Here is a 17,082-nt window from a genome sequence, read left to right as displayed (position 1 = left end):
GGCGAGGCTCCGACGCGCGCATCGGCGTCCTGGAGGGGCCTGGCGTGGAGGAAATCCAAGGCAAAAACATCGCACCCCTGCTGCCGCCCTGGCGCGTGATCGGCCCGTGTCGGCGGCCGGCGAGCGCCGCCGCCCAGGCAGGGTGTTGACGTGCCGGCCGTCCGCTTCAAGAATGCACAACCATGAAACACTTGCTGCGCATCCTGGAGGGGCGGCTGGAGGCGCTGCCGGTCCGCATGGCGGTTCAGTTGCCGGCGGGGCAGCGGCTGGGGGCACGCAACGCGGCCGTCACGCTCCGGTTTCGGGACCGCATGGCGCTGGTGGCGTTGGCCACGGGCGAGATCGGGAACGTCGGCGCAGCGATTGTCGAGGGCAAGGTGGCGCTGGAAGGCAGCATGCGCGAATTGATGGCCGCTGCCGCCGGGTTGCTGGCAACCAGCCCGGTGCAAGACCCGCACCAGCACTGGTGGCACCGTGTGCTGGCGCGCGCAAGATCGATGGCGGCGCACACGCTCCAGCACGATGCCCGCCATGTGCGGTTCCACTATGACCTGTCGGATGATTTCTATGCCCTGTGGCTGGACCCGCGCAGGGTGTATTCGTGTGCCTATTTTTGCGACCCCGGCATGACGCTGGCGCGCGCGCAGGAGGCCAAGCTGGATCTGATCTGCCGCAAGCTGCGCCTGCAGCCGGGTGAGCGCTTTCTGGACATTGGCGCTGGCTGGGGGGCGTTGCTGCTGTGGGCGGCGGAGCACTATGGCGTGGACGCGACCGGCATCACCCTGTCGCGCAACCAGCATGCGCATGTGCAGCAGCTCATCACGGCGCGCGGGCTCCAGGGGCGCGTGCGCATGCAACTGTGCGACTACCGTGAGCTGCAGGCCGGGCAGCCTTTTGACAAGGTGGCCTCTGTCGGCATGTTCGAGCATGTCGGGCGTGCGAAGATGAACGCCTACTTTGTCGCCGTGCGCAACCTCCTGCGTCCGGGAGGCTTGCTGCTCAACCACGGCATCACCGCCGGCGGTGTGGACAACGTCCAGCTGGGCGCCGGCATGGGCGATTTCATCGAGCAGTACATTTTCCCGGGCGGCGAGCTGCTCCACGCCAGCGCCGTGCTGCACGACCTGGCGCAGGCCGGACTGGAGATGGTGGACACCGAGAATCTGCGGCCCCATTACGCCCGCACGCTGTGGGCCTGGTCCGATGCGCTGGAAGCCGTGCTGGAGCCCGCCCGCCAGGTGCTGCAGCAGCAGGCCACCGCCGGGCAAGCGGACAAGACGCTGCGCGCCTATCGCCTGTATCTGGCGGGCAGCGCGCTGGGGTTTGAGCGCGGCTGGATGGCATTGCACCAGATACTGGCAGTGCGCCCCGATGGCGACATGGGCTCTGGCACGATGACCGGCGCACAATCGGCGTATCCGTTCACGCGCGCTTACATGTACACCAAGGACTCCACTGCATGCTCTATAAATTCAAGTCCCGATCAGCCCCCGATCTGATCATGCTCGAACCCCACGGGCGCCAGATCCTTCAGATCATTGGCAAGGCCCCAGGCACCAGCGGCATCATCACGGCCGCACAGATCCCTGGTGCCCTGGCTGCGCTGGAAGCTGCCGTTGCCGCCGACGAAGCCCTTGCCGCCGCTGCACAGGAACAGGTCGACGAGGATGGCGTGGAGCGCCCGGACACCGTGCGCCTTCGCCAGCGTGCGGCGCCGTTTCTCGAAATGCTGCGCCGCTCGGTCGCCGAGGAGCACGACGTGGTGTGGGGCGCCTGACGCGGTGCTCGCAAGGGGCCTCTCCGCGTGAAAGTCAGTCGACCTTTGCGCCAGAGGCTTTCACCACGCCCGCCCATTTGCGGTGCTCATTGTCGATATGCCGGGCAAACTCGGTGGGCGTGTTGCCTCCGGGAATAGCCCCTTGTGCCATCAACCGCTCTTTCATGCCCGGTGATGCCAGGGCCTTGGCGACTTCCTGCTGGACCCGGTTGACGATGTCGGGCGGCGTGCCTGCCGGCGCCAGCAGCCCAAACCACGAACTGGCTTCATAGCCCTTGAGCGCCGGGCCGCCGGCCTGCTCCACCGTGGGTACATCGGGGAGGGCCGCGGAGCGCTGGCTGCTGGTCACCGCCAGCGCGACCAGCTTGCCGGCCTTGATCTGCGCCATCGACGAGGGCAGGTTGTCAAACATGACATCGGCATTGCCGGCCACCATGTCCATCAGTGCCGGCCCCGAGCCGCGGTACGGCAGGTGCAGCATGTAGGTGCCCGTCATGCTCTTGAAGAGCTCGCCAGCCAGATGGATGGAGGTACCGTTGCCGCTCGACGCCATGTTCATCTTTCCCGGGCTGGCCTTGGCCGCCCGGATGAAGTCCTGCACATTGTTCACCCCCAGGGCCTTGGCCTTGTCGGTGTTCATCACCATCACGTTGGGCACGGCGGCCACCAGCGTCACCGGTACAAAATCCTTGATGGGATCGTAAGGCAGCTTGGCGTAGAGCGCGCGGTTGATGCCGTGTGTACCGACGGTGCCCATTAGCAGCGTGTAGCCGTCTGCCGGGGACTTGGCCACGATCTCCGCGCCGACGTTGCCGCCCGCGCCTGCCCGGTTGTCCACGATGAACTGCTGGCCGAACGCACGGCTCAGGTCCGGTACCAGCGCGCGCGCCAGGATGTCCGTGGTGCCGCCCGGCGCGAAGGGTACGACGATGCGCACCGGCTTGGTGGGCCAGGTGCCCTGGGCATGGGCGGCCGGCAGCGCAGCCAGGGCGCAACCCAGGGAGAGCGCCACCATGGCGGCAAGGTTTTGCCGGCGGGGCAGGTGGTTGAACAAAGCCATGAACTTCCTTTCAGTTGGAGACGCTTGGGTTCTACGCGTCCCGGGCGTAGCCGTGCAGGTGGATAACCCCAACCATGCGGCGCGTGCAGCCGTGTACGCGCCAGAAAAAAGCCGCCTCGCCCCAAGGGGCAGGCGGCTGGCCAGGTCCGTGCTGAAAGCGGGACAGGGTTAGTCGGCGTAGGTGCCGGCGGCCTTGATGACGGCGCCCCACTTGTCGATTTCGGCCTGCACGAATTTCTTGTGCTCGGCCGGTTCGATGCGCTTGTCGGTCACCACCACGGCGCCCAGGCCTTCCTGCTTCTTGATGAAGTCGGGGTCCTTCAAGGCCAGTTTCAGGGCGTCGTTGATTTTGGTCACAACGGCGGCTGGCGTGCCCTTGGGCGCGTACAGGCCGTGCCAGATGGTCACTTCAAAATTCTTCAACCCCGATTCAGCCAGCGTGGGCAGGTCCTTGAGTGCCGGTGTCTTCAGGCGTTTGGCGGTGGTCACGGCAAAGGCCTTGACCTTCTTGCCTTCGATCTGCGACGTGGTGTTGGTGGTCTGGTCGCACAGCAGGTCGATCTGACCGCCGATCAGGTCGGTGATGGCCGGCGCCGTGCCCTTGTAGGGCACCGTGGTCATTTCGACATGCATGGCGTTCTGGAACATCAGGCCGCACAGGTGGGAGGCCGCGCCCAGACCCGCGTTGCCCAGATTGATCTTGCCCTTGTTCTGGTCAATCCAGGCTGTGAGCTCCTTCATGTTGTTCGCCGGGATGTTGGGCCGGGCGATCAGCGTCATGGGCACATCATTGACCATGCCCAGGTACTCGAAATCGTTGGGCACACTGAACGACAGCTTGCGGTACAGCGCAGGCATGGTGGACATGCCAATGTGGTTGAGCAGCAGCGTGTAGCCATCGGGGGTGGCACGGGCCACGCGGGCTGAGCCGATCGAGCTGCCGGCGCCGGCCGTGTTGTCCACGACCACGTTGGCGCCCAGCGGCTTGCGCAGGGCTTCTGCGAGGTCACGTGCGACGCGGTCTGTGGGGCCGCCCGCGGTAAAGGGCACCACCAGGGTGACGGTCTTGTCCTTGGCGGGATAGTCCTGGGCATGTGCGCCCAGTGTGGCGGCTGCTGCGGTGGCGAGCAGTGCGAGTTTCAGCATCGTTTTCATGGAACGCTCCGGTGATTTGACGCGCCATGATAACGAGACCACCTCCAAGGGGTATTGAGGAAATCACTTAAATCTTGTCGGATATGAATTAAATTAATAAAGCTTAAAAATCAATGTGCATAGAGCTTTATAGCTATGTAATTCATAGCTTGATAAGGGTAAACGCGGATATTTTCTGTGTCCTGCGTTCGTCCGCGCAACCCGCATTCGGGTGTGCGCGGGTGTGGTTTTTCAGCGATAGCTGCGCGCGTCTTCAATGACGCGGCCATCGTTGGGCAGGGAGCCCGGGGCCACCATCTGCACCTCGCTGCGCAGCTTGGTCACTTCGCGCACCATGTCGGCGAGCTGGCGCGCCAAGCCCTCGGCGGTTTCGTGCGTCTCGACCTGCAGCACCATCTGGTCGCTGGCCATCTCGCCGCTCACCACCAGCCGGGCCCGCAGCACCTGCGGAAACCGGCGCGCGATGGCGGCGATCTGCGCCGGGTGCACGAACATGCCGCGCACCTTGGTGGTTTGGTCGGCGCGCCCCATCCAGCCCTTGATACGGGTGTTGGTGCGGCCGGTGGGGCAAAAGCCGGGCAACACGGCGGAGAGATCGCCGGTGCCAAAACGGACCAGCGGATAGTCGGGGTTCAGGGTGGTCACCACGATTTCGCCCACCTCGCCCTCGGGCACCGGGTCTCCCGTGCCGGGGCGCACGATCTCGACGATCACGCCTTCGTCCAGCACCAGGCCTTCGCGCGCCGCGGTTTCGTAGGCAATCAGGCCCAGGTCGGCCGTGCCGTAGCACTGGTAGCCGGCAATGCCGCGCTCGGTGAACCAGTCGCGCAGCGACGGCGGAAAGGCCTCGGCCGACAGCAGGGCCTTGGTCACGCTGGGCAGGGGCTGCTGCAGTTCGGCCGCTTTTTCAAGGATCAGCTTGAGAAAGCTCGGTGTGCCGATGTAGCCCGCCGGGCGCAGCTCGGCCATGGCCCGCACCTGCTGCTCGGTCTGGCCGGTGCCGCCCGGAAACACCGTGCAGCCCAGTGCATGGGCGCCGTTTTCCATCATCGAGCCGGCTGGCACGAAGTGGTAGCTGAAGCAGTTGTGGGCCAGCTCGCCGGCGCGAAAACCGGCGGCGTACAAGGCGCGCGCCATGCGCCAGTAGTCGCGGCGCGTGCCCTCGGGCTCATAGAGCGGGCCGGGGCTGGAGAAAACGCGCGGCATGGCAGCGCCGAAACCAATGGTGGCAAATCCGCCAAAAACGTTGTCGGCGCGCCCGGCCTGCTGGCGCTCCTGCAGCTCGTGCTTGCGCGTGACCGGCAGCAGCGCCAGTGCGGCACGGCTGGTGATGCGGGCCGCATCCACGCCTTGCAGGATGTGGCCCAAGGCGGCCGACTGGCGCTGCGCATGGGCGATCTGGGTGGGCAGGGCTGCCATCAGTTGGGCTTCGCGTTGTGCCGGGTCGCGGGCTTCCAGGGCGTCGTAGAACGTGTTCATGCAAAGGGTTCCAGTGCAGTAAATAGGAGCGAAATTGGCATCTGGCGCTTATTAATCAAGCGTTAGCAGCTATTAAATTGAGGGCTTTCATCTTTTGTATTTGCGGCGCAATGGGTTGAAACCGCCACACCCCCAATGCCAGCGCCACCGTGGAGCCGGCTTCGCCGGGCCACCGGAGGCGTCCCCCTGAGGGGGAAGGCGCGCAGCGCCACAGGGGGCATCACAGCGCGCACGTCAAGCAAGCCAGCGCTTGCGGCGCTTGTAGCTCTTGACGTCCTTGAAGCTCTTGCGCTCACCGCCGCCCACGCCCAGGTAGAACTCCTTGACGTCCTCGTTGTTGGCCAGATCGGTGGCGGCGCCGTCCATCACCACGCGGCCGCTTTCCATGATGTAGCCGTAGTCGGCATATTTGAGCGCCATGTTGGTGTTCTGCTCGGCCAGCAGGAAGGTCACCTTCTCCTTGGCATTGAGGTCCTTCACGATGTTGAACACCTCTTCCACGATCTGCGGCGCCAGCCCCATCGAGGGCTCGTCGAGCAACACCACGCTGGGGTTGGCCATGAGCGCGCGGCCGATGGCGCACATCTGCTGCTCGCCGCCCGAGGTGTAGGCCGCCTGCGAGGTGCGGCGCGTCTTCAGGCGTGGAAAGTAGTTGTAGACCTTCTCCAGATTGGCTGCGATTTCGGCCTTGCTGGTGCGGGTGTAAGAGCCCGTCATCAGGTTTTCTTCGATCGTCAGGTGGGCGAAGCAGTGGCGGCCCTCCATGACCTGCACCACACCGCGTTGGACCAGATCAGCGGGCGAGAGGTTTTCGATGCGCTCGCCGCGCAGCTCGATCGTGCCCTTGGTGACCTCGCCGCGCTCACCCTTGAGCAGGTTGGAGATGGCGCGCAGCGTGGTGGTCTTGCCGGCGCCGTTGCCACCCAGAATGGCCACAATGGCGCCCTCGGGCACCTGCAGCGAGACGCCCTTGAGCACGAGGATCACGTGGTTGTAGATGACCTCGATGCCATTGACATTGAGAACGATGTTTTGAGAGTCCATGGTGTTGCCTTCGCTGTGCCAATCGGGAGGGCTGCGCTTGCAACCCTCTCGGTTGGCGGCTGCCCGCAGGAGCAACCGCTGTCACTGGCCGTAAAAACTGTCGCGGCCCAGGCCAGGAACGCCGCGCAAGGGCCGCCCCGCCGCGCTGGAGTTGCCCCCCTTCCCGCAGCGCGAGCGCTGAGAGAGAAGGGGGAAGGCGCGTCAGTGCCTCAGGGGGATGCTCCTAGCTTTGGCAATCGCCGGCATCCCGGCGCGTCATCTTCTTGTCCGCCAGGTACTTGTCGGCACCCGCCTTGACCATGGGCTTCAGGATCTGCTCGTCGGCCTGGTACCAGTCGGACGAGAAGTTGAACTTCTTGCCGTCCCAGGTGTGCACCCGTGCCCAGGTGGAGCCCATGTGGTCGGCGCAGCTGGTGGACAGCGGACGCATCAGGTCCTTGAAGCCCAGCGCATCCAGCTTCTTCTGGTCGAGAGACAGGTTCTCCATGCCCCAGCGCACTTGTTCGCCGGTCATGACCTTGCCCTTGCCGAAGCGCTCCTGCGCGCGGCGCACGGCCTCGACGGCCAGCATCTGGATGATCACGCCGCGGGTGTACAGCACCGAGCCCACTTCATCCTTGGGCCCCGTGCCCTGGCCCTTGTCGTGCACGTTCTTGAGGATGTCCTGGATGACCTTGGACTGCGTGCCGTAGCCGTTGAGCGCCAGCGCGTTGTAGCCCTTGGCGCCGTCGCCCACATCGCGCACGTCGGGTTCGGCACCGGCCCACCACACGCCGTACATCTTGTCGCGCGGGTAGCCCGTGGCCTGGGCTTCCTTCAGGGCGGTGGAGTTCATCACGCCCCAGCCCCACAGCAGCACATAGTCGGGGCGGCTCTGGCGCACCTGCAGCCAGGTGGCCTTCTGTTCCACGCCGGGTGCGGTCACGGGCAGCATCTGCAGCTCGAAGCCGTGCATCTTGGCGCGTTCCTGCAGCAGCGGGATCGGTTCCTTGCCGAACGGGCTGTCGTGGTACACCAGCGCGATCTTCTTGCCCTTGAGCTTGTCCAGGCCCCCGTTGGCCTTGCCCAGGTGCTGGATCAGGATGTCGGCGCCCGTCCAGTAGCTGCCCATGAACGGGAAGTTCCACTTGAACGCCTGGCCGTCCTGCGCCACCGACAGGCCATAGCCCAGCGTCATCAGCGGGATCTTGTCCACGGGGGCTTTTTCGGTCAGGGCGAAGGTGATGCCGGTGGCCTGGGGGTCGAACAGCGAGACGCCGGGGCGGCTCTTGAGGCGTTCGTAGCATTCCACGCCGCGGTCGGTAGCGTAGCCCGTTTCGCACTCTTCAAAGGTGAGCTTGACGCCGTTGATGCCGCCGTCGCGGGCGTTGATCATCTTGATGTAGTCCTGCTTGCCGTTGGCCCATGGCACGCCGTTGGGTGCATAGGGGCCGGTGCGGTAGGACAGCAGCGGGAAGAACTGCTCCTTGGCTTGCGCGAAGGCGCTGGTCGTGACGGACGACGCGCCTGCGGCGACCACTGCGGCAGCGATCACGAGTTTCGAAAGCTTCATGGATGTCTCCTTTGGATGAATATGTTGAAGCACGGGGGAAAAACCAGACGGACCGACAGTTAACGCGGCAATGCAGGCAGTCCGTATCGGGAATTGCGCGTAAGGGGTTTCCTCAAGGGCTGCGCGCTCAGTGGGGGAACGGCCACAGGCGCAGCTTCTGCTTGGCGGTGGACCACAGCTTGGCCAGGCCATGCGGCTCCACGATGAGGAACCAGACGATGAGGGCGCCAAAAATCATCAGTTCGGCGTGCGAGACCCCGGCGGTGGAGATCTCGATGCCAAAAGCGCCGAGGAGCGCGGGCAGGAACTGGTTGAGCACGATGGGCAGCACCACGATGAAGGCCGCGCCGAAAAATCCACCCATGATGGAACCCAGGCCGCCAATGATCACCATGAACAGCAGCCGGAACGAGATTTCCACCGAGAACGCGGCCGGCTCCCAGGCACCCAGGTGCACAAAGGCCCACAGCGCGCCCGCCATGCCGATGATGAAAGAGCTCACGGCAAACGCACTGAGCTTGGCGTACATGGGGCGGATACCGATCACGGCAGCGGCCACGTCCATGTCGCGGATGGCCATCCATTCCCGTCCGATCGCGCCGCGCACGAGGTTCTTGGCCAGCAGGGCCACGATCACCAGCAGGGCCAGGCAGAACAGGTATTTGCTGGTGGCGCTCTCGATGGGCAGGCCCAGCACCTGCAGGCTGCTCACCGACACCGAGCCCGAGTCGGAGTTGTTGGTGAACCATTTGATGCGCAGGAACATCCAGTCGCTGAAGAACTGCGCGGCCAGCGTGGCCACGGCCAGGTACAGGCCCTTCACGCGCAGGCTGGGCAGGCCGAACAGGATGCCGAAGAACGTGGCGCACAGCCCGCCCAGGACCAGCGCCGGGATCAGCGGCATGCCCGGAAAGCGCACGAAGAAGTTGTAGGCCCCGTAGGCCCCCACGGCCATGAAGGCGCCCGAGCCCAGCGAGATCTGGCCGCAGTAGCCCACCAGGATGTTCACCCCCAGGGCCGCCAGCGACATGATCACGAAGGGGATCAGGATGGCGCGGAAGATGTAGTCGCTGGCCAGCATGGGCACGGCGATGAACGCAATGGCCAGGAGGATGCCGATGGCCAGGCGGTCCTGGGCGATCGGGAAGATCTGCTGGTCGGCGCGGTAGCTGGTCTTGAACTGGCCGTTTTCGCGGTAGAGCATGGTGTGTCTCCTGTTGTTCTTGTGATGGGTTTAAGCGCGATCAATGATCTTTTGCACGGGGGCGCACCCGCGGTGCCACGCGGCGCCTTGGGCTCCGCTGACAACGCGCGGTGCGCGTTGTGCCGCCTTCGAAAAATTATGGGTCTCGTATTTCATACGCGATCAATAATTTTTTCCCCGAACAAGCCTTGCGGCCTGAACAGCAGGAACACCAGCGCCAGCACATACGCAAACCAGATCTCGATGCCCCCGCCAACGAACGGGCCCAGATACACCTCGGAGAGCTTCTCGCCCACGCCGATGATCAGCCCGCCGATGATGGCGCCGGGCACCGAGGTGAGGCCACCCAGGATCACCACCGGCAGCGCGCGCAGGGCCACCGTGGTCAGCGAGAACTGCACCCCGAGCTTGCTGCCCCAGATCATTCCGGCCACCAGGGCCACCACGCCCGCCACGCACCACACGATCACCCAGATGCGGTTGAGCGGGATGCCGATGGACTGGGCGGCCTGGTGGTCATCGGCCACGGCGCGCAGGGCGCGGCCGGTGGAGGTCTTCTGGAAGAACACCGACAGCAGGGCCACCAGCGCCGCGGCGATGGCGGCGGCGATCACGTCTTCCTTGTTCACCAGGATGCCGCCCTGGAACATGCTTTCCAGCACGAAGATCGGGTCCTTGGGCATGCCCACGTCGATCTTGTAGATGTCGCTGCCGAACAGCGTCTGGCCCAGGCCTTCCATGAAGTAGGTGATGCCCAGCGTGGCCATGAGCAGCGTGGCGCCCTCCTGGTTCACCAGGTGGCGCAGCACCAGCCGCTCGATCACCCAGGCCACCACGAACATGATGGCGCCCGCGATCACGAAGGCCGCGAGATTGGCTACGATGGGACTCTCGATGCCGGTCCACTTCGGAATCCATTCGGCAAAGCGCGCCATGGCCAGCGCCGCGAACAGCACCATGGCCCCCTGCGCAAAGTTGAACACGCCCGAGGCCTTGTAGATCAGCACGAAGCCCAGCGCCACCAGGGAATACAGCATGCCGGCCATGAGGCCGCCAATGAGGGTTTCAAGAAAGAATGCCATGTGTGTTCTCCGGCCTTCAGTGGCTGGTGCCCAGATAGGCACTGATCACGTCTTCGTTGTTGCGCACTTCATCGGGGGTGCCGTCCCCGATCTTCTTGCCGTAGTCGAGCACGACCACGCGGTCCGAGATGTCCATCACCACGCCCATGTCGTGTTCGATCAGCACGATGGTGGTGCCGAACTCGGCACTCACGTCCAGGATGAAGCGGCACATGTCCTGCTTTTCCTCGACGTTCATGCCCGCCATGGGTTCGTCGAGCAGCAGCACCTGCGGCTCCATGGCCAGGGCCCGGCCCAGGTCCACGCGCTTTTGCAGGCCGTAGGGCAGCTGGCCCACCGGCGTTTTGCGGAAGGCCTGGATTTCGAGAAAGTCGATGATGTGCTCGACAAATTCGCGGTGGCGGATTTCCTCGCGCTCGGCCGGGCCGAGGCGCAGCGCCTGCAGCAGCAGATTGCTTTTGATCTTGAGGTTGCGGCCAGTCATGATGTTGTCGATCACGCTCATGCCCTTGAACAGCGCCAGATTCTGGAATGTGCGCGCCACGCCCATCTCGGCCACCTGGCGCGAGTTCATGTGGGCAAAGGTCTTGCCGCGGAAGGTGATCGAGCCCTCGGACGGGGTATAGACGCCGTTGATGCAGTTGAGCATGGAGCTCTTGCCGGCGCCGTTGGGGCCGATGATGGCGCGGATCTCGTGTTCGCGCACGTTGAACGAGATGTCGGTCAGCGCCTTCACGCCGCCGAAGCGCAGGCTGATGTTCTTGACGTCCAGGATGACGTCGCCAATCTTTTTCTGGGTCATGGGGTGCTTTCCGGTGTCTCAGGCACTGACCTTGGCAGGCGCATGGGTCTTGGCGTCGAGGATCTTGAGCGTGGCGCTCACGCTGCCGGTGCGGCCATCCTCGAACTTGACCTGGGTTTCGATGAACTGCTCGGCCTTGCCCGTGTAGAGCGCGTCCACCAGCACGGCGTATTTCTCGGCAATGAAATTGCGGCGCACCTTGCGGGTGCGGGTGAGCTCGTCGTCGTCGGGGTCCAGCTCCTTGTGCAGCACCAGAAAGCGCGCCACCTGGGTGTCGGCCATGCCGGCCTCGGCGGCCAGGTCGGTATTGACCTGGGCAATGCAGTCCGCAATCAGCTGCAGCACCTGCGGCTTGGAGGCCAGGTCCACGTAGCCGCCGTAGGGCAGGCCCTGGCGCTCGGCCCAGTTGCCCACGGCCTCGTAGTCGATGTTGATGAAGGCGCAGACCTGGTCGCGCTGGTGGCCGAAGCACACCACCTCCTTGATCTGCGGAAAGAACTTGAGCTTGTTCTCGATGTAGTTGGGCGCGAACATGGCGCCGCCATGGAGCTTGCCCACGTCCTTGGCGCGGTCGATGATGCGCAGGTGCCCGTCTTCATCGAGCACGCCGGCATCGCCGGTGTGGAAGTAGCCGTCGGCATCGATCACCTCGGCGGTGGCGTCCGGGCGCTTGTAGTACTCCTTGAGCACCGACACGCCCCTGACCAGCACCTCGCCGTTGTCGGCGATCTTGAGCTCGATCCCCGGTGCGGCCTGGCCCACGGTGTTGAGCTTGACCTGGCGGTTCTTCTGGATGCACACGTAGGCGCAGGTCTCGGTCTGGCCGTAAAGCTGCTTGAGGTTGATGCCGATCGAGCGGAAGAAGCGGAACAGGTCGGGGCCGATGGCGCCGCCGGCGGTGTACGCCACGCGCAGGCGCGACAGCCCCAGCACATTGCGCAGCGGCCCATAGATGGCGATGTCGCCCAGGCGGTAGAGGATGCGGTCCGACAGCGCTACGGGCTTGCCGTCCAGGATGTCGGAACCCACGCGGCGGGCCAGGTCCATGCACCGGGCATAGAGCCAGCGTTTCGCGGGTGCGGCATCTTCCATGCGGATCGAGACCGAGGTCAGCATGCCCTCGAACACGCGCGGGGGCGCAAAGTAATAAGTGGGGCCGATTTCGCGCAGATCGATGTTGACGGTGCTGGCCGACTCGGGACAGTTGATGGTGAAGCCTGCCACCAGCCATTGCGCCAGCGAGAACAGGTGGTCGCCCACCCAGGCCGGGGGCAGGTAGGAGATGACGTTGTCGTTGGGATTGAGCCCATCGACCTCTACCCCGCCTTGTGCCGATGCGATGAAGCTGGCGTGGGTCTGGCACACGCCCTTGGGCTTGCCGGTGGTGCCCGAGGTGTAGAGGATCACCGACACATCGTCGGGCTGGTTCCTGGCCACCATCGCATCCCAGGCGCCGGGGTGGGCGCGGTCCCATTCGGCGCCCAGGGCCAGGAGCTTTTCGGTGCTGATCAGGCCGGGCTGGTCGTAGTCGCGCAGGCCGCGTGGGTCGTCGTAAATGATGTGCGCGATGCCGGGCAGGGTTTCGCGCACTTCCAGCAGCTTGTCCACCTGCTCCTGGTTTTCGGTGAAGACAAATCGGACCTCGGCGTCTTCCATGACGAAGGCCATCTCGGATGCCACGGCATCCTGGTACAGGGGAATGGGAACGCCGCCCAGACTTTGTACGGCAATGAAGCCCATGTAGAGGTGGGGGCGGTTGTCGCCCACCAGCGCGAGGTTCTGGCCCCGCTCCAATCCGAGGGCCGCCAGGCCGCAGGCCATGTGGCGCACGGTTTCGGCGGCCTCCTGCCAGCTCCAGGTTTGCCAGATGCCGTATTCTTTTTCGCGCAGCGCCGGGGCCGTGGGGCGCTCGGCGGCATGTTGGAGCAGCAGTTGCGGGAACGTGGTCTTCATTCCGGTTCCTAATAAGGGTGGTGTCAGCCCGGTGGCTGCCGGGTGCGCTGCAGGCTGGGGCAGTGCGTTGGGTTCCATGCTAGGACGGGCTTTGACGTTGGCATGTCTTTCGGACGACAATTTGCGGGAAAGTCCTCATGGGGTTGAACCCTTGGGAACCTCTGCACCGCCCCGAAGACACGCGCATGACCCACGATCTGTCCCTGCACCAGCGCCGCCGTCCGCCCACCGAGGCGGAACTGGACGATATTCCGTGGCTGGCCCCGCTGCTGCCCGCCGAACGCGAGCGCGCCGTGGACTCGCTGCGGGTGGGAGACGCGAAAGCGGGCGACTTTGTCTGCCGTCTCGGGCGGCCGGTGACCTACTGGTTTGGCGTGGTCGAGGGCCTGCTCAAGATGAGCAGCGACAACGCCCAGGGCCAGACCATGACCTTCACCGGCGTGCCGCCCGGCGGCTGGTTTGGCGAGGGCACCGCGCTCAAGCGCGAGCCCTACCGCTACAACATCCAGGCCCTGCGCAAGAGCGTGGTGGCGGGGCTGCCGATCGATACCTTCCACTGGCTGCTGGACCATTCCATCGGCTTCAACCGCTTCGTGATGAACCAGCTCAACGAGCGCCTGGCCCAGTTCATCGCGGCGCGCGAGATCGACCGGCTGAACAACCCCGATGTGCGGGTGGCGCGCAGCCTGGCCGCGCTGTTCAACCCCGTGCTGTATCCCGGCGTGGGCGAGGTGTTGCGCATCACGCAGCAGGAGCTGGCCTATCTGGTGGGGCTGTCGCGCCAGCGGGTCAACGAGGCCCTGGCGGCCCTGGAGCGGCAAGGGGCCATTCGCATCGAATATGGCGGGCTGCGGGTGCTGGATCTGTGCGCCTTGCGGTCCAGCATCTTTCAGAGGAAAGACCCCGGGTAGCGGCCCCCGAGGCGGCGCCGATGCCCTTGCCTAGGGGCAAAAAACGCAGTCCCCCGCTGGTGTCTTCGGGGCCATGCCCAACCGCCTGTCGCCGCAGGGGTATCGCCTGCGCGGCCTTCGCCGGCCGGTGATTTTCTGGCCTGGCAGGCGCGCCAGACATCAGCGCCATGGGACCGCCCGGCTTGGCAGGCGAAAATACGCACCATGTCTTCTTCCCGCACCCGCCCGCCTGCCGGCCCCGCTGCCGCCCCCGCCTCCGACGCGGGCGGCCCACCCGCTCCTGTGCCTGCAGCGCCCGTAGCCGCCCCCGCGCGCGCCGTGCTGCGCCGTCCCGCCGTGGCGGCCAAGGCAGCGCCTGTCCGACCTGCACCGCCGCCGCGGCCCTCCAGGGCGCCCGCGCCCCCCAACTACCGCACGGCGTCGGGTCCGTTTGTCGCGCCGGTTCGCCAGGCGCCCGTGCGGGCCGCCCCCACCGTGGCTGCCAACGGGCTGGTCACGTCCCGCCTGAACAAGCGCATGGCCGAACTGGGCCTGTGCTCGCGCCGCGAGGCCGACGACTGGATTGCCCAGGGCTGGGTCAAGGTCAATGGCGAGGTGGCGGAGATGGGCCTGCAGGTGCTGCCCACCGACCGCATTGACGTGGACAAGGTCGCCCAGGGTTTTCAGGAGCAGCGCGTCACCATCCTGCTGCACAAGCCCATGGGTTATGTCAGCGGCCAGGCCGAGGACGGCCATACGCCCGCCGTGGCACTGATCAACCCGCGCACGCACTGGCGCGATGATCCCAGCCGCATCCGGTTTTCGCCGCCACAACTGCGCGGGCTGGCGCCCGCCGGGCGGCTCGATATCGACTCGGTGGGCCTGCTGGTGCTCACGCAGGACGGCCGCGTGGCCCGCCAGCTGATTGGCGAGGACTCCACGATCGACAAGGAATACCTGGTGCGCGTGGTTTACGAAGGATCCGGCCAGGCCGCGCCACGGCACCCCGGCGAGCGCAGCGCACCACTGCAGGAAATCAACGAACGCGACCCCGTCAGCACCAACGTGCAGGCGGTGTTTCCACCCGAGCTGCTGGCGCGCCTGCGCCACGGCCTGAGCCTGGACGGCCAGCCGCTCAAGCCGGCCAAGGTGGAGTGGCAGAACCCCGAGCAACTGCGCTTCGTGCTCACCGAGGGCAAGAAGCGCCAGATCCGCCGCATGTGCGAGCAAGTCGGCCTCAAGGTGGTGGGGCTCAAGCGCATCCGCATGGGCCGCGTGGTGCTGGGCAACCTGCCTGTCGGGCAATGGCGCTACCTGGCGCCGGGCGAGCGGTTCTGATGCGGTGAATGCTGCAAAACCGTGAGCTGATGGCGCATGCCATTGGGCGGTTCCAGAGGTCAATCGCCCGAAACCCTTCAGGTGAAAGCGTTACGAGCTCTCTTTTTGGATAGCGCTCCCGGCCGCGCTGCGTGCCAGGTGGCGTTCCAGTCCCCGGCCCCCGGCCCGCATGAGCTGGTCGTGGTTCCAGCGCAGCAGCGGCTGGGTCAGCGGAGCGAGGCGGTTCAGCCAGACGCCGGTCGTGTGCACCTGCCAGTCGAAGCAGACGGTGGTCTGCCCCTGGGCATGGCCCAGGCGGCAGCGGCCCATGCCCACGAGGTCGCCACAGGCCTGCCCCTCGATCAGCTGCTGCGGGCTGATGTCCGTGACCCGGGCGGTGAAGCGCAGGTGCAGGGGCAGGGCGCCGCGGCAGGTGTAGCGCCGCAGCGCGCCCAGGCCCTGGGCATCGCCGGGTTCCAGGGTCACGCAGTCGATGCCTGGCCACCAGGCCGACCAGTGCTCCGCATCGACGATGGCATTCCATACGGCGTCCAGCGGTGCGTCAAAGCCCCATCGCGTGGTCAGGCGGTAAACGGTGGCGACGGGTGTGCGCATGCGGGGCGGGTGCTCAGGGGGTGAAGAAGCGCTCCGGGAATTGCACGCCGATTCGCGCATCGCCCATGTCCACGCTCTCCAGCAGGCCCGCGTTGGCCGCGAAGCTGTCCACGCGCAGCGGGAACAGGGTGTCGCGGGCCAGCCATACCCGATAGCGCTGCACCGCGCCCGCGCTGCCGCCGGCCGGCCCGGTGATGTCCAGGGCGGTTGCCGGCTGGCCGGCCCACTCTGCCGTTTCCGGTGGCGAAATGCTGCCGCGCTGGCGCAGCGCCAGCATGTTGCCCAGCAGCACGCCCACATCCGAGCGATCGACGCGGTGGCCGTGCGGGTTGCGCAGCAGCGGATGGTCCGGCGCCAGGTCCAGCGCCGGCCAATGGCCCAGACCGAAGGGCCACAGCCGCACGCGCCGGGTGTCCGGGGCATAGACCAGCACGGCACCGTGATGCGGCTTATCGAATTCCATGCGCACCCACCCCGGCTTGCGGTAGAAGTAGCGGATCACCTCCTGCGCGCCCGTGCCATGGGTGGAGTGCAGCGTGACCTGGTAGCTCTGCAGTGCGCCAAAGCGGGCTTCGGCGTCGGTCAGGAGGTCAGCCATGGCGGGTAGGGGCAGCAGTGTCAGCAGCGCCAGAGCGGGCCATCGCCATGCCACGCATTACTCCTGCACCTGCAGCACGCCGGCCATGCCATGCGCGCGGTGACTTTGGAAAAGCAGTAGCCGGTTGGGGCAGTAGAACGGGTAGGTGTCGGGCGCCAGGGTCAGGCGCAGGGTCTGCTCCTGCGTGCCCAGCGACACATCGGCCAGGGGCTGGCCGTCGGGGCCTTCCAACACGAAGCGATGGGGGACCAGGCCGGGTTCGACGCTCAGGCGGATCTCCAGCGGCTGGTTGGCGCGCGCCACGATGTGCGATGGCCGAAAGAAATAGCTGCCACCGCCAATGGCGATGCGCTGCACGCCATCGGTGTCCACCGTGGCGGTGGTCTCCTGTGCGGCGGCCATGCCCGCTGGCAGCGCCAGCGCTGCAACAGCCAGGATGCGGCAAACGAGCCCGAGAAAGCTGGTGTCCATGGTGCAATCTCCCAGGCAGTGGCGGCAACCGGTGCCGACGCGGGCGCATGCACAACGGCGTGCCACTGCACGGAGACATTAAA

Annotated in this window: 16 protein-coding genes; 4 read left to right on the top strand and 12 right to left on the bottom strand. The window is 65.8% G+C overall.

The features are described 5' to 3' along the window. Positions 1–182: 182 nt before the first annotated feature. Positions 183–1,499 (top strand): class I SAM-dependent methyltransferase, encoded by a 1,317-nt coding sequence (locus AC1Q5S_RS14420; protein WP_303833152.1) that lies wholly within the window; start codon positions 183–185, stop codon positions 1,497–1,499. Continuing rightward, positions 1,460–1,777 (top strand): DUF1840 domain-containing protein, encoded by a 318-nt coding sequence (locus AC1Q5S_RS14415; RefSeq protein ID WP_303833150.1) that lies wholly within the window; start codon positions 1,460–1,462, stop codon positions 1,775–1,777. The genes AC1Q5S_RS14420 and AC1Q5S_RS14415 overlap by 40 nt, the downstream gene beginning before the upstream one ends. Before the next feature lie 34 nt (positions 1,778–1,811). On the opposite strand, the gene AC1Q5S_RS14410 is transcribed toward AC1Q5S_RS14415, so the two are convergent. The 9 genes from AC1Q5S_RS14410 to AC1Q5S_RS14370 all read right to left on the bottom strand — a co-directional run bounded on the left by AC1Q5S_RS14410 (position 1,812) and on the right by AC1Q5S_RS14370 (position 13,108). Beyond that, entirely contained in the window at positions 1,812–2,837 is a 1,026-nt protein-coding gene (locus AC1Q5S_RS14410; RefSeq protein WP_422203188.1) for a Bug family tripartite tricarboxylate transporter substrate binding protein, read from the bottom strand. Positions 2,838–3,005: 168 nt separating this feature from the next. After that, the gene (locus tag AC1Q5S_RS14405; protein ID WP_422203186.1) at positions 3,006–3,992 is read right to left on the bottom strand and encodes a tripartite tricarboxylate transporter substrate-binding protein; all 987 of its coding nucleotides are present in this window, start codon (positions 3,990–3,992) and stop codon (positions 3,006–3,008) included. Between the two features lie 231 nt (positions 3,993–4,223). After that, on the bottom strand, positions 4,224–5,471 hold the full coding sequence (locus AC1Q5S_RS14400; protein WP_303833144.1) for a phenylacetate--CoA ligase family protein: 1,248 nt from the start codon (positions 5,469–5,471) through the stop codon (positions 4,224–4,226). A 234-nt stretch (positions 5,472–5,705) separates the two neighbouring features. Further along, positions 5,706–6,515 carry an ABC transporter ATP-binding protein gene (locus AC1Q5S_RS14395; RefSeq protein WP_303833142.1) on the bottom strand — a complete coding sequence of 270 codons (810 nt, stop codon included), beginning with the start codon at positions 6,513–6,515 and terminating at the stop codon, positions 5,706–5,708. A 223-nt stretch (positions 6,516–6,738) separates the two neighbouring features. Continuing rightward, positions 6,739–8,067 carry an ABC transporter substrate-binding protein gene (locus AC1Q5S_RS14390; RefSeq protein ID WP_303833141.1) on the bottom strand — a complete coding sequence of 443 codons (1,329 nt, stop codon included), beginning with the start codon at positions 8,065–8,067 and terminating at the stop codon, positions 6,739–6,741. Between the two features lie 127 nt (positions 8,068–8,194). Continuing rightward, complete coding sequence (locus AC1Q5S_RS14385) at positions 8,195–9,271, bottom strand: branched-chain amino acid ABC transporter permease (RefSeq protein ID WP_303833140.1); 1,077 nt, start codon at positions 9,269–9,271, stop codon at positions 8,195–8,197. A gap of 152 nt (positions 9,272–9,423) precedes the next feature. Then, on the bottom strand, positions 9,424–10,353 hold the full coding sequence (locus tag AC1Q5S_RS14380) for a branched-chain amino acid ABC transporter permease (RefSeq protein ID WP_303833139.1): 930 nt from the start codon (positions 10,351–10,353) through the stop codon (positions 9,424–9,426). 16 nt (positions 10,354–10,369) lie between these two features. Continuing rightward, positions 10,370–11,155 carry an ABC transporter ATP-binding protein gene (locus AC1Q5S_RS14375; protein WP_303833138.1) on the bottom strand — a complete coding sequence of 262 codons (786 nt, stop codon included), beginning with the start codon at positions 11,153–11,155 and terminating at the stop codon, positions 10,370–10,372. A gap of 18 nt (positions 11,156–11,173) precedes the next feature. Next, a complete protein-coding gene (locus AC1Q5S_RS14370; protein WP_422203182.1) occupies positions 11,174–13,108 on the bottom strand; it encodes an AMP-dependent synthetase/ligase in 1,935 nt (644 codons plus the stop codon). 185 nt (positions 13,109–13,293) lie between these two features. On the opposite strand from AC1Q5S_RS14370, the gene AC1Q5S_RS14365 reads away from it, so the two are divergent. Both AC1Q5S_RS14365 and AC1Q5S_RS14360 read left to right on the top strand, forming a co-directional pair. After that, positions 13,294–14,019, top strand: coding sequence for a Crp/Fnr family transcriptional regulator (locus tag AC1Q5S_RS14365; protein ID WP_303833135.1), 726 nt, complete (start codon positions 13,294–13,296; stop codon positions 14,017–14,019). Between the two features lie 516 nt (positions 14,020–14,535). Next, positions 14,536–15,336, top strand: a complete 801-nt coding sequence (locus AC1Q5S_RS14360; RefSeq protein WP_492239017.1) for a pseudouridine synthase — start codon at positions 14,536–14,538, stop codon at positions 15,334–15,336. 90 nt (positions 15,337–15,426) lie between these two features. On the opposite strand, the gene AC1Q5S_RS14355 is transcribed toward AC1Q5S_RS14360, so the two are convergent. Genes AC1Q5S_RS14355 through AC1Q5S_RS14345 form a run of 3 tightly spaced genes read right to left on the bottom strand, consistent with a single transcriptional unit; the run spans position 15,427 to position 16,999 of the window. Continuing rightward, a complete protein-coding gene (locus AC1Q5S_RS14355; RefSeq protein WP_422202732.1) occupies positions 15,427–15,930 on the bottom strand; it encodes an SRPBCC family protein in 504 nt (167 codons plus the stop codon). A 13-nt stretch (positions 15,931–15,943) separates the two neighbouring features. Then, positions 15,944–16,528 carry a DUF1571 domain-containing protein gene (locus tag AC1Q5S_RS14350; RefSeq protein ID WP_422202731.1) on the bottom strand — a complete coding sequence of 195 codons (585 nt, stop codon included), beginning with the start codon at positions 16,526–16,528 and terminating at the stop codon, positions 15,944–15,946. Positions 16,529–16,585: 57 nt separating this feature from the next. Further along, entirely contained in the window at positions 16,586–16,999 is a 414-nt protein-coding gene (locus AC1Q5S_RS14345; RefSeq protein ID WP_422202730.1) for a cupredoxin domain-containing protein, read from the bottom strand. Positions 17,000–17,082 lie beyond the last annotated feature (83 nt).

Source organism: Acidovorax sp. GW835-FHT14B10 (assembly GCF_058793725.1).
Note: the sequence above shows the minus strand (reverse complement) of the source record. Positions and strands in the feature narration are given on the sequence as shown.